This is a genomic window from Corynebacterium sp. ACRPO, assembly GCF_022347205.1.
In the GTDB taxonomy this organism is placed as follows: Bacteria; Actinomycetota; Actinomycetes; order Mycobacteriales; family Mycobacteriaceae; genus Corynebacterium.
In genome coordinates this window covers 96,834-109,117 of sequence record NZ_JAKRNE010000004.1, presented here as the reverse complement: position 1 = coordinate 109,117, position 12,284 = coordinate 96,834, and the positions used below count along the sequence as shown (strand labels likewise).

Annotated in this window: 10 protein-coding genes; 5 read left to right on the top strand and 5 right to left on the bottom strand. The window is 62.9% G+C overall.

What is annotated here, in order from left to right:
• Positions 1-139 precede the first annotated feature (139 nt).
• Positions 140-1,288, top strand: a complete 1,149-nt coding sequence (locus MHY22_RS04665; RefSeq protein ID WP_239278256.1) for an alpha/beta hydrolase — start codon at positions 140-142, stop codon at positions 1,286-1,288.
• A 105-nt stretch (positions 1,289-1,393) separates the two neighbouring features.
• Positions 1,394-3,040 carry a metallophosphoesterase gene (locus tag MHY22_RS04660; RefSeq protein WP_239278255.1) on the top strand — a complete coding sequence of 549 codons (1,647 nt, stop codon included), beginning with the start codon at positions 1,394-1,396 and terminating at the stop codon, positions 3,038-3,040.
• 22 nt (positions 3,041-3,062) lie between these two features.
• Here the strand turns inward: MHY22_RS04660 and MHY22_RS04655 are convergent, their stop codons facing one another.
• The 5 genes from MHY22_RS04655 to MHY22_RS04635 form a co-directional block, all read right to left on the bottom strand.
• On the bottom strand, positions 3,063-6,986 hold the full coding sequence (locus MHY22_RS04655; RefSeq protein WP_239278254.1) for a Pls/PosA family non-ribosomal peptide synthetase: 3,924 nt from the start codon (positions 6,984-6,986) through the stop codon (positions 3,063-3,065).
• Positions 6,987-7,445, bottom strand: coding sequence for a MarR family winged helix-turn-helix transcriptional regulator (locus MHY22_RS04650; protein WP_005325642.1), 459 nt, complete (start codon positions 7,443-7,445; stop codon positions 6,987-6,989). It abuts the gene before it with no gap.
• Between the two features lie 37 nt (positions 7,446-7,482).
• Positions 7,483-7,779: a rhodanese-like domain-containing protein gene (locus tag MHY22_RS04645; RefSeq protein WP_005325643.1), complete on the bottom strand. Its 297-nt coding sequence runs from the start codon at positions 7,777-7,779 to the stop codon at positions 7,483-7,485.
• 53 nt (positions 7,780-7,832) lie between these two features.
• Positions 7,833-8,654, bottom strand: coding sequence for an endonuclease domain-containing protein (locus tag MHY22_RS04640; protein WP_239278253.1), 822 nt, complete (start codon positions 8,652-8,654; stop codon positions 7,833-7,835).
• Positions 8,655-8,895: 241 nt separating this feature from the next.
• Positions 8,896-9,369, bottom strand: coding sequence for an inorganic diphosphatase (locus MHY22_RS04635; protein WP_005329894.1), 474 nt, complete (start codon positions 9,367-9,369; stop codon positions 8,896-8,898).
• A gap of 82 nt (positions 9,370-9,451) precedes the next feature.
• Between MHY22_RS04635 and dacB the strand changes: the two genes are divergently transcribed.
• Genes dacB through hpt form a run of 3 tightly spaced genes read left to right on the top strand, consistent with a single transcriptional unit; the run spans position 9,452 to position 12,278 of the window.
• On the top strand, positions 9,452-10,738 hold the full coding sequence (gene dacB / locus MHY22_RS04630) for a D-alanyl-D-alanine carboxypeptidase/D-alanyl-D-alanine-endopeptidase (RefSeq protein WP_239278252.1): 1,287 nt from the start codon (positions 9,452-9,454) through the stop codon (positions 10,736-10,738).
• The gene (gene tilS, locus MHY22_RS04625) at positions 10,728-11,678 is read left to right on the top strand and encodes a tRNA lysidine(34) synthetase TilS (RefSeq protein WP_239278250.1); all 951 of its coding nucleotides are present in this window, start codon (positions 10,728-10,730) and stop codon (positions 11,676-11,678) included. Before dacB ends, tilS begins: the two co-directional genes overlap by 11 nt.
• A 12-nt stretch (positions 11,679-11,690) precedes the next feature.
• The gene (gene hpt, locus MHY22_RS04620) at positions 11,691-12,278 is read left to right on the top strand and encodes a hypoxanthine phosphoribosyltransferase (protein ID WP_179386998.1); all 588 of its coding nucleotides are present in this window, start codon (positions 11,691-11,693) and stop codon (positions 12,276-12,278) included.
• Positions 12,279-12,284: the final 6 nt, after the last annotated feature.

The following is a 12,284-nucleotide window of genomic DNA, read 5'->3' as shown; positions in this document are numbered from 1 at the left end:
CCGGGCGGTTATGTTACGGAACCGTAGGTAACATTGTCGAAAACTATTTGTGGTCTCCGTCTTAGAATATTTAGCATCACTGTTATCTCAATCTCATCTAGCACAAGGATATGATCTACAGCACCATGAGGAGACAGTGATGATGAAGAAGCACGTAACCGCCTGCCTGACGGCGGCAGCAGTACTGGCGGCACCAGTTGCGGTATCTGGCACGCTCACGGCAGGGGCAATCGCCCAGGAAGCCCCGGCGCCTGCGCCCGCGGCAGACCAGAAACCAGACGTATTGGGGCGCCCAACTGTCTCGGAAAAGCAGGTATCCGATGAGGACGGCTACTTCTACAGCGCTCACGGCGAGGGCGTCAAGATCTACTACCGCAAGCAGAAGGTGGCCAACCCACGCGGTGCGGTGGTTCTTGCGCACGGGGTTTCTGAGCACTCGGGGCGATACGATTACGTCGCCAAGCGCCTGCTGGATGCGGGCTACAACGTCTACCGTGTAGACCACCGCGGCCACGGCAAGTCCGCTGGCGGCAGCGTGCCACTGGGGCACATCGATAACTTCCAGTACATCCTGGATGACTTTGACCATGTGGTGGACATGGCCAAGGAGGAAAACCAGGGAGTAAAGACCTTCTTGCTGGGCCATTCGATGGGCTCGCTGACCGTGGAGGCCTATGGCATCCGCGAGCCGGGCAAGGTGGATGGCATCATCACCAACGGTGGCGGTGCGCCACTGAACCTTTCGGGCAAAAATGTGGCCGGAAAGAATATCACTCCGGAGGATATTTCTGAGGCCCAGAAGAAGCTGGATCCGATCATCTTTGAGCGCTTGCCGCTGGCCCAACTCACCAGCTTTAATGCGCACTATGCACAGAACCTGATTCCGCACCGCACTGAAATCGGTGCCCAGTCGCCAGAGTGGAGCAAGGACATCAAGCTTTCCAACCCGTTTACGGATGGCGTCTCCACCAGCCAGGCGGTCAAGGACGAGTATGCCTCGAGCCCGCTCATCGCGCAGAAGACCAGCGCCGGTACCGCCCTGCAGTTGGCAGCAATCGCGAACTATGACGCCGTCAATGCGGATCTCTTCACCGCACCGACGCTCATCATGCACGGTACCAAGGACGGTATCGTGCCGCCGTATTTCTCCCAGGATTGGTACAACTCCATCTCTTCCGAAGACGTGGAGTATGTGACCTGGGAGGGCCAGAAGCATGAGGTCTTCAATGAGCCGGCTGCCGATCAGGCCCTCGATACCGTCGTGGACTGGCTCGACCGCCACGCCTAAAATACGTGGACCTCAAAGCGAGAACTCTTGGCAGGCATACAGTGCTTGCCAAGAGTTTACGTATATGTAACCGCCTCGTTGCCCAGGCCGTATAGAAATTGAATTATGAAAAATAAACTCTGTGCTTTCTCTTCTGTCCTGGCGCTTACCGGAATGGTGGGCGCGCCCGTTGCGGCGGCCCAGTCCTCACTTCCGGGTTCCTCCTTTGGTTCTTCTTTGGGGTCATCGTTGGGCTCTTCCTGGGGGTCTTCTCAGGGCTCGTCCGAGGGTTCCTCCGCGGGGGACGATGCGCAGCCGGAGGAAGCCGCTGAGTCGCGGGTGCTGTGGCAGGAAAGCTTCGATGAGGTGGATACCCCAGCGTGGTTTACCCACCGCGCGCCGCAGGGGTGGAGCACTGACGTGCACGGCGTGGACTCGGGCGAGGCCCGCTGGAAGGGCTGGACCTTTGGCGATATGCGCCACTGGACCTGGGCATCTGGCACCGATATGCGCCACTATTTCACCCAGGCGCATGACACCTTCGCCATCATCGACAATAAGCAGCAGCGACTGGCCGAAGGCGATTCCATGACCGCCGGGCTGAAGAGCCCGGCCATCCCGGTGGCGGGGCAGGAGCGAGTGAATGTGGAATTCGACCACCATTACCGCCAAGGCAAGGACGGGCAGAATGCCACGGTGACGGTCTCCTTCGATGGTGGAGAAGCCCAGGAAATCGCCCTATTTGATAAGGACGTATTCTCCAAGCACGAGTCCATCGGCGTGGACGTGCCGGCCGGCGCGAAGAATATGCAGGTTAGCTTCAGCTACAACAACGGCAATGATGACTGGTGGTGGGCGGTGGACAACGTGGGCGTCGTCAAGCCGCTCGGTGAGCTGCGAGGTTCGCCGCAAGCTACCGTGGACGTGCTTTCCGACGTCCAGGGCGACCCTCAAGACTACAAAGACGCGGTCCGCCAGTTGAACGGCATGGAGGATAAGGCCGGGGCGCTGGTGCTCAACGGCGACCTCGTGGACGATGGCTCGCAGCAGCAGTGGGATGATTTCTTGGCCGCGCACAGCGAAGTGCCGCACGATTCGGGAAAGGAATTGTGGACCATCGGCAACCACGAAATGTATGGCAAGGAAGGCTCTAAGACCTACTTGGATCGCTTCCTGAAGTACTCCGGCCAGGATAAGCCGTGGAAGGAAGAGGTAGTTGATGGGGTGCCGCTCATTTCGGTAAATACCGAGTTTTATTCCGATATTCTGCGCCACGGCAAGGAGCCGTTCCAGCGCCTTAGCAAGGAGCAGCTCGATTGGCTAGATGAGCGCCTAGCGTATTGGGATGCTAAGGGCACTCCGGCGCTGGTCTTTAGCCATCCGCTGCTGCCGCAGACGGTATCGATGTCCCATTCGGCGTGGTACCAGAATGATTTCGAAGACCTTGAGGCGCTTTCCAATGTGGTCAATAAGTACAACAATATCGTGTGGTTTAGCAGCCACAGCCACTCCTCGCTGCACCAAAATAACTGGTGGGGAACCCGCCGTTACGACGGCACCGGCGAGGCCGGCCGCACCGGCTTCCCGGTAGTCAATACCGGTGCCATCCTCAATGAGTACCTGCCGGATGGCGATAATGACGAGACAATCGTCAAGGAAAAAGAAGAGGCCTCCACCGGACTGCGGGTCAAGGTCTTTGCTGACCGCGTCCGGGTGGAGGCCTGGGACTTTAAGTCCGGCGAAATGATTAAGTATCAGGACTTCGCGCGGTAGGGCGAAGGTTATTGCCGGTGGCCTATCGCTTCCACGGCTCGATGGGGTTGCCCTGCCATACGGCGTTGGTGGGAACGCGGTCGCCGCGCATCACCAGTGAGCCGGGGCCTACGGTAGAAGCCTTGCCGATGAGCGAGGCCGGCAGCGCCACCGAATGGGAGGCCAGCGTAGATCCGGCCTCGACGGTGACGGTATCCAGGCTCATCACGCGGTCCTGGAAAAGGTGGGTTTGCACCACAGTGCCAGGGCCCACGGTGGCGGCCTCACCGATGCGGATGAGGTCCGTTTCCGGGAACCAGTAGGAATCGATCCACGCACCACGGCCGATTTCCACGCCGAGGGCGCGCAGCCCCAGGTTGATCTCGCCGGAGCCGTAGGTGTGCTGGAAGAACCACGGCGCAGCGACGACCTCCACGAAGGTATCCTGCAGCTCATTGAGCCAGACAAAAGCGGACCACAGCGGGTGGTCGGCGGCGCGGTGCCTGCCCACGCAGATCCACTTCACCGCGACGGTGACGGCCATGGCCACCGCACCCATGCCCATGAGCACGAGGCCGGAAAGGAGCCAGGTGAGGGGGAAGCCGAGGGCGTCGAGAAGCGAGTCATAGACGCTGAGGGTTGCCGCGAGCAGCATGGCAGAAAACATCGGTGCCAAAAGGCGCATGGTTTCCACCACGCCGCGGGCAGCCTTGACAGCAAAGCCCGGGTTATAGGTCAGCGCCTCACCCGAGTTGGCGGGGGAGTCCACCTCTACGGTCACGCGGCGCATGCGTTCTGGCGGTGCACCCCACCAGTTGGCGCCGGCCTTTGTCTTCTTCGGGGTAGAAGAAAGCACGGCAACCAGCGAGTTCTTGGACAGCTTGCGGCCGGGCGCGGTGATGCCGGAGTTGCCCACGAAGGAGCGCTTGCCCACCTTGGTCTCGCCGGTGCGCATCCAGCCGCCACCGAGCTCGTAGCCGCCGATCATGGTGTCATCGGCCAGGAAGGCGCCCTCTTTGACCTCGGTGAGTTTGGGGATCATGACCGCGGTGGAGATTTCCACGTTGGCGCCAATCTCCGCGCCGAGCGAGCGCAGCCACGCTGGGGTCAGCTGGGAGGCATAGAGCGGGAAGAGCTTGGTGCGGGCCTCGTCCATGAGGCGCTCGATGGCCCACAGGCGCCAGCCCTTGACCGACCGCACTGGTGCTACGCCCGGGCTAATTCCCAGGGAGAGAATGCGCACGCCCAGCCAAGTCTGCAGCATATAGGTGCCAAAGGCCGCCAGCGCGCCAACGGGCGCAAAGAAGATCGCACCGACGAAGCTATCGCCGCCGGTGGAATGTACTAGGGCCAAGACGATGGCCGCGCCTACCGCCAGCGCAACAACCGGCTGGATGGCCAGCAGGACGGAGGTGGCGTCATAAATGGCCACCCACCACGGCCGGCGCTTGGGCGTATGGGATGGGAAGCGGTGCTTGGAGCGGCCCACCTTTTTGGCAGGTGAGCCGGACCAACGCTGTCCGTCCTTGATCTTCTTGCGGCCGGTAACGGTGGAGCCGGCCTCCACATGGGCATCCTTGCCCACCACGGTGCCTGGCAGCAGCGTGGAGCGTGCGCCCACGCGGGCGCCTTCCTTGACGTCGATGGCACCGACATGCAGGATATCGCCGTCCAGCCAGTAACCGGAGAGGTCCACTTCGGGCTCGATGGCGGCGTGCTTGCCCAAGGTGAGCAGGCCGGTCACCGGCGGCAGGGAGTGCAGGTCCACGCCGCGCTTGACCTTGACGCCGAGCGCGCGGGCGTAGTTATTCACGCGCGTGGCACCGGCCAGGGAGCTCGCGCCGGAGGCATTAGCCCAGCGCTCGGCCGCCCAGATGCGCAGGTGCGTCGAACCGCCGCGCGGGTAATCGCCCGGCTTAATGCCGGCCGTAATAAGACGCGCGCCGTAGCCGCCGAGGGGGATGCGTCCGACTGGGGTGACAAAGACGATGAGCATGGCGATGACCAGCCACCACGGATAGGCCGCGGCCCACTCGAAGCCCAGCGATGCCGCCACGGTGGAACCCAGCATGAGCCAGGCCAGCCAGCTGGATGCTGCCAGCGTCATGATGGGGATCTGAATCAGGGTCTGGGCGAGGCGGGTGCCGAAGCCGACCTTGGTGACCTCGCGCATGGGGACATCGGCAGCCGCGGGGCGCGGTTCGGCTCCCGCAATGAGCTCGGCCAGCGAGCCCAAGCGCGGGTGGTCGTAGAGGTCGCGCACGGCCACGGTGGGGTAGCGCTCCCTGATATGGCCCACGAGGGTCGCGGCCGCCAGCGAGGTGCCGCCGAGCGAGAAAAAGTCGGCGTTCTCGTCTTCCACGGACACGCCGAGCGTTTCGACCCACAGCTCCGCGAGCCACTTCTCGGTCTCGGTCAGCGTGGTCGATTCCACGCCCACTCCCGGCAGTGGCCACGGTAGGGCCTTCTTGTCCACCTTGCCGGAGGTGCGCACCGGCAGCTCCTCCATCACGCAGATGCGCGGGACGAGCGCGGCCGGCATGGTTTCGGCCAAGCGGGCGTGCGCGGCCTCGTGATCGAAGCCCTTGGCCTCATCCTCGAGGGAAACATAGCCCACCAAGACGGACTCGCCGCCCGGGGTCTTTTGCACGGCCACGGCCGAGTTATAGACGTTATCCAGGGCCGCGACATTGGCTTCGACCTCGCCGAGCTCGATGCGGCGCCCGCCAATTTTCACCTGGTCATCCACGCGGCCGACAAAGTACAGCCCGTCCTCCTCCAGGCGCACGTGGTCACCGGTGCGATACGCACGCTGCCAGCCCATCGACTCCAGCGGAGCGTATTTCTCCGCGTCCTTGGCTGGGTCCAGGTAGGAAGCCAGTCCCACGCCGCCGATCACCAGCTCGCCGACGCCGCCCATTTCCACAGGTATGCCCTGCTTATCGACGACCACTAGGTCCCACCCATTCAATGGCAGCCCGATGGACACCGGCCGGCCCGGCAGCATCTGCTGCGCACAGGCGACAACGGTGGCCTCAGTAGGGCCGTAGGTATTCCACATCTCGCGGTCCTCGGTGGCCAGGCGGTCCACCAGCTCCTGCGAGCAGGCTTCGCCGCCGACGATGAGCAGGCGGATATTATCCAGCGCCTCGGCTGGCCACAGGCCTGCCAAGGTAGGCACGGTGGACACAACGGTGATATCGCGGCGGATGAGCCACGGGCCCAAGTCCATGCCGGAGCGCACCAGAGATCGCGGCGCCGGGACCAAACAGCCGCCGTGGCCCCAGGCCAGCCACATTTCCTCACAGGAGGCATCGAAGGCGACGGACAGCCCGGCGAGCACACGATCCTCCGGGCCGAGTGGTCCGTGCGGGTGATTGACCAAAAAGAGGCTGGCCTCGGCGTCCACGAAGGCGGCCGCGGAGCGGTGGTTCACGGCCACGCCCTTCGGCTTGCCGGTAGAACCGGAGGTGAAGATGATCCACGCGGTGTCTTCTGGGCGCGGGGCATTGGGGTTCTCGGCCGGCTCCTCGGCGGACCTGTCGGGGGCGTCTGGGCGCGCGGAATCGCGCAGGAAGCGGAAGCCTTCATCTGTAAAGACGCCATCGATATCGGCCTCGCCGAAGACCATCTCGGCGCGCTCGTCTGGGTCATCGGCGTCGACAGGCACGTAGGCTGCGCCTGCCGCCAGGGTCGCCAAAATGGCGAGGTAGAGCTCGCGCTTGCCGGAGGTCATTCGAATGCCGATGCGATCGCCCCGGCGCACGCCATTGGCGTGCAGCTCGGTGGCCCACAGCTCGACTTCGTAGATGAGCTCGGAGTAGGTGATGATTTCGCCGTCGTCCAGCGCGGCGGCGTCTGGGTGCATCTCCGCGGTAGTGGTGATGATGTCCCACAGCGTGCGCGGCCGCGGCGCCGCGCTACCTAGAAGGTACTGCTGCGGGACGAGCGATTCGGGGCTCGCCATTTATGCCTCGTCTTCGTCGGCGGCAATGATGGACTTGGCCAACTTTCGCAGGTGCTTGAGCTGCTTATTGGTGGACTCATCCAAGGCCTCGTCCTCGGCAGTGGCAACAAGCTCCGCCAGGTCCTTGTGGACCTTCGCGCCCTTCTTGGTGGACGCGACGATCTGGCGGCGGCGATCCTTCGGATCACGCTCGCGCTTGGCCCAGCCGCGGTCCTCGAGGGCGTCGATAAGACGCACCATGTCAGAAGCATCAATGGCCAGGGTCTCGGAGAGGTAGGACTGCGACGCGGCATCCGCGTCTACCAGGCAGGTAAGGACCCAGTACTCGCGCAGCGTCGTCTGTTTGGTTTGCAGCGCGGCCTCGACGCCATCGCGGGTGCGGCGGCGGAGGCGCTCCAGCTGGAACGACGGGGATTCGAGCAGGGCAGTTGGGATTACAGAATTATTCGTGGAAGCCATACCATCATAATAATCCCAAAAGATTGGTTAAGGCCAATTAATCCGTTTCGATGGGAAGCCCGGCAGCCTTCCACTTATCCGTGCCGCCATCGACGTTAATAGTGTCCCAGCCCAGCGCATGCTCCAGATACTGGCAGACCTGCATGCTGCGGCCGCCTGCGTGGCAGATGACGTAGATGTCCTTGTCCGGGTCGATTTCCTGGATGCGACCCGTAATCTCACTCATCGGGATATGGGTCGCGCCCTTCGCGCGCTCCACCGCCCACTCATCATTCTCGCGGACATCAATGAGCTGAGCGCCTTCTGGTACTTCGGTTGGTTGAACGTTTTTCATGCCTCATACCCTAGTCACGCATAGGTCCTTGTGCTGCTCCGCGTGCCGCAGTGCTAGCGCTGGAACCGCCAGTAGTGGTGCCACTGCCACGGTGGCTGCACAATGTTGCCTTTACCGTGGACTATTGCGAGGATTTGGCCAACAGCTATGTCGAGGTGGTGCTCGATTGTGGCGGCGGTGAAGTGGAGGGGTTTGTAGCCTCTTTGGACGGCGTCGTTCAGCTTTTGGCGGTCAATTTCGAACCGCTGCCGGTTCTCGCCCTGATGGTAGGCGTAGCCGTCGACTTCGATGGCTAGCTTGTGTTCCTCCAAGAGTAAGTCCCAGCGGTAAGGGCCAATGTATCTGTTGTTGTGCACGGTGACATGGGGCCGAAGCGCGCGGGTGAGGTTGCGCTCGGGGACGCTATCAGCGCCGAGGATGGTGTTTTCCAGCACGCGCCGGGTGTGCTGCGGGAAGCGCTGAAAATCAAGCATGTGGCCCTCCATCTGGGAGGCGCCGTACTGGCCGGCAAAGCAGGCCTCGAGGAAAGCGACGGCGTCTTCTTCCGCCATGATTTCTGTGGCCTGCAGCGGATTGCACACGTTAATTCCATTGAGCTGACCAAGCGCCTTGGGACGGGCGCGGCGGCTGCGGAAGTACGGGCTGGAGGCCATCATTCCCGCGCGCAGGAAGTGGAGTGGGAAACTTAAAGGGTGGCCGAGGTAGTGGTGGGCACACGAGTAGCCGTCGAGCGCTGAATCGGGCCAGCGATGGGAGACGATTTCCGCGAGTTCGCGCGGCGAGGGCTTTCCTTCGGTATAGAGGCCGTGGCAGATTTTCACGGCTTGGTTGTTGATTGCGCGGTGCGCGGCCCTGCGCGTGGTGAAGATTCTCATGCGCCCACCCCTAGGCGTTCATTTCGATCAATTAGGTCCCCCGAGGCCGGTGGTTTCGGCCTGCTATGTGATCGAATTGTACTGCGGGGACGGGATGGTGTCGCGGGGAGGGCCTTGCGGATGCGAAGGAGGGCGAAAAGGGACAAAAAGGGGCGTTTCGATCAAATACGGTCTTGAAAACCGCCGCTTTCGCGGTGCTATTTGATCGAAACGCCCTAAGGGCAGCCCGGAGCAGGAAGGCTTACTTGAAGCGAGCCTTTGCCTCGTCGAGGATCTTCTCTGCCTCGGCCTTGTCGCCCCAGCCGGAGCCGGTGACTTCCTTGTTCGGCTCCAGGTCCTTGTAGTGGACGAAGAAGTGCTCGATTTCGTCCTTGATGTGCTGCTCCACATCGTTGATGTCCTGGTAGCGCTCCCAGCGCGGGTCATCGATGACGGCGAGCAGCTTGTCGTCGCCGCCGGCCTCGTCGGTCATCTTGAAGACGCCGACGATGCGGGCCTCAACGACTACGCCCGGGAAGACCGGCTCCGGCAGGATGACCAGGGCGTCGAGCGGGTCGCCGTCCTCGCCCAGGGTGTGGTCGATGAAGCCGTAGTCAGCCGGGTAAGCCATCGGGGTGAACAGGTAACGGTCGAGGTAGACCTTGCCGGACTCGTGGTCAACCTCGTACTTGTTGCGGGAGCCCTTCGGGATTTCAATGGTTACTTCAACGCTCACAGCGATGTCCTCCATGGGGGATTGGGTATCAATTACTGCCCATAGTCTAGCGCGTTGCGGATTCGCGCTAGGGTTAAAGGCAATGAAAGCAAAGCATGTTTGGTGGTCAGCGACCGCGCTCGTGGTAGCAGCAGCGGTCGGAGGTACGGCTGCGCTGGGCGTTACCCTCCAGCGCGAATACGGCGATCTCTCGCACGGGGAGGCGCAAGCGGTCGAGGCTCCTGAGGAGCCGTTGAGCGCAGCACAGCCGGGCGAGGCAGACCTGGATGCGCTGAGCGCGAAGCTGGATGAGCTCGCTAAGAATAAAGACCTTGCCACTTTCGGCGGCGAGGTGATCGATACCGAAACCGGTGACGTGGTGTGGCAGCGCGACGCAGATAAGCGGCTTACCCCGGCCTCGTCCACGAAGGTCCTCACCACCGCGGCGGCGACGTTGGCGCTGGATGAGAATGAGAAAATCACCACCAAGGTCTACCGTGGGTCGAACGAAAAGAACGTGGTTATTAAGGCCGCGGGCGATGTGTGGATGACGCATGAGCAGCTCGATGATTTGGCCGAGCAGATTTCGGAAAACGTCGAGCAGGTCGATGGCGTCTACATCGATACCTCCGTATGGTCCGGCGAGGCGCAGGCCCCAGGCTGGGATCCGGAAAACGTGGACGGCGGCTTCGTCGCGCCAATGGAACCGGCCATGCTCTACGGTGGTCGCCTGGGCGCGACGACGGGGGATGTGCCGAGGAGTCATGAGCCGGCTTTGGACGTGGCTAAGCAGTTAGGCGATCGCCTCGGTGCGGGCAAGGTAGGCATGGGGTCTGTGGCGGAGAATGCGCAGGAGGTGGCGAGCGTGGATTCGCCGCCGCTAGCGGACCGCGCCCGAGAAATGGTGCGCCATTCCGATAATGTCATGGCCGAGGCCATTGCGCGCGAGCTGGCGGTTTCCCGCGGTAAGGAAGCCAGCTTTGAGGGCGATACGCAGGCCACGCTCGAGGTGCTGCGGGAGCAAGGATTCGACGTCGAGGGCGTGGATATTAAGGACAATTCCGGGCTCTCGGTGGACAATCGGCTCACGGTCGGGCTGTTGACGCAGCTCATTAATGGTGCGGTCAAGGATCCGCGCCTGCGTCCGCTGGTGTCCTACCTGCCGGTGGCCGGCGGTGATGGCACGCTGTACGAGCGCTACGGCGATTCCGCGGCCAAGGGCTACGTGCGCGCTAAGACCGGCACGCTGACTGGGGTCTCGGCCTTGGCCGGCACCGCGCAGGGCAATTCCGGGCGCGTGTACGCCTTTGCCTTCCTTGTTAATGACGGCGATATCTTGGCCGCCCGCAAGGCACAAGACGCGTTGGCTTCTGCACTGCATGAATTCTAATAAGCCCTTTTGGCCGCGGGTTTCGCCGCACTTTCTGGCGTGTCGGCGCGGCGTGCGCACCGCCGACCTTGACCACGCAGTGGCGGTGGGGCTGTCCGGGGGCGCGGATTCGCTGGCTCTCATGGCGGCGCTCGTGGCGGAGGGGCACGACGTGCTTGCGCTGTGCGTGGACCACGGGTTGCAGGACGGCTCGCGGGCGCAGGCAGAGCGCGCGGCCGAACAGGCGCGAACGCTGGGCGCGCGGGCGGAGGTGCTTAGCGTTGAGGCAGGCGCTGCAGCGGGGGCGGAGTCGATGGAGGCGGCCGCACGGGTGGCGCGGTATCGGGCACTGGCCGCCGCGTGCGCGGGCGAAGACTTAGAGGTGGCCGTGGCACATACGGCCGATGACCAGGCGGAGACGCTGCTGCTCGGCGCGCTGCGTGGGCGGGTGACCGGCATGAGCGAGCGCAGCGAGGTGGAAGGCGCCCGCGTGGTGCGGCCGTTGTTGGGCGTGCGCCGGGCCGATACCGAGGGCGCCTGCGCGGAGCTGGGCCTCTCGGCGTGGCAGGATCCGCAGAACGCGGACACGAATTTCCGCCGCGTGGCGCTGCGCCGCGAGGTAATCCCGCAGTTGAGCCGCATTATTGGCGGGGACGCGGTGCCAGCGCTGGCGCAAGCAGCAGGCGACGCCGCGCTTGACGACGCCGCCCTGCGCACCCCACCCACCACCGACTGCGCCGAGCTGGCGGCGATGGCGGAACCGCGGCGCCGGCGGGCAATCGCTGCGTGGCTGGTCAGCGAGGGGGTAGAGGTAACAAGGAGGGGAGTGGGGGACGTCGGCAAGCTGTGCACCCACTGGCATGGGCAAGGCCCGGTGGCCGTGCGATCGGCGCGGCAGGTGGGGCAGAGGTTGGAAGTAGCCCGTATAGGTGGCAAACTGGCACTATTGTCTGGTCATTAAAGGAGCGCACACGTGCACGACAAGAAAGACTTCGCCGTTCCCGCAAACCGCTACGGTGACGATGTAGAAGCAATCCTCATTGGAGAAGAGGAACTGCAAAGCCGCGTCCAAGAACTCGCGGATATGGTCTCGGAAAAATATGCCGACTCTGAGCAAGACCTCCTGTTGGTCTGTGTGCTCAAGGGCGCAGCATTCTTCCTCACGGACTTTGCGCGCAAGCTATCCATCCCCTCCGAGCTGGAGTTTATGGCCGTATCCTCCTACGGCGCCTCCACTTCCTCGTCCGGCGTGGTGCGCATTTTGAAGGATCTGGACCGCGATATTGCCGGGCGCAACGTGCTCATCGTGGAAGACATCATTGACTCCGGCCTCACCCTGTCGTGGCTCATCCGCAACCTGGAAGGCCGCAACCCTGCCTCGCTGAATGTGGTCACCCTGCTGCGCAAGCCCGAGGTAGTCAAGGCCGATATTGACCTGCTGGATGTGGGCTTTGATATCCCGAATGAATTCGTCATCGGCTACGGGCTGGACTATGCGGAACGCTACCGCGATCTGCCTTACGTGGGCACCCTGCACCCTGATGTCTATACCACCAACTAAAATCGC

Bases quoted from the DNA above. Each gene is read 5' to 3' on its own strand.
- MHY22_RS04665 (WP_239278256.1), top strand. From the start codon at position 140: ATGATGAAGAAGCACGTAACCGCCTGCCTGACGGCGGCAGCAGTACTG.
- MHY22_RS04640 (WP_239278253.1), bottom strand. From the start codon at position 8,654: ATGAGAATCTTCACCACGCGCAGGGCCGCGCACCGCGCAATCAACAAC.
- MHY22_RS04655 (WP_239278254.1), bottom strand. From the start codon at position 6,986: ATGGCGAGCCCCGAATCGCTCGTCCCGCAGCAGTACCTTCTAGGTAGC.
- MHY22_RS04645 (WP_005325643.1), bottom strand. From the start codon at position 7,779: ATGAAAAACGTTCAACCAACCGAAGTACCAGAAGGCGCTCAGCTCATT.
- MHY22_RS04660 (WP_239278255.1), top strand. From the start codon at position 1,394: ATGAAAAATAAACTCTGTGCTTTCTCTTCTGTCCTGGCGCTTACCGGA.
- tilS (WP_239278250.1), top strand. From the start codon at position 10,728: ATGAATTCTAATAAGCCCTTTTGGCCGCGGGTTTCGCCGCACTTTCTG.
- dacB (WP_239278252.1), top strand. From the start codon at position 9,452: ATGAAAGCAAAGCATGTTTGGTGGTCAGCGACCGCGCTCGTGGTAGCA.
- MHY22_RS04650 (WP_005325642.1), bottom strand. From the start codon at position 7,445: ATGGCTTCCACGAATAATTCTGTAATCCCAACTGCCCTGCTCGAATCC.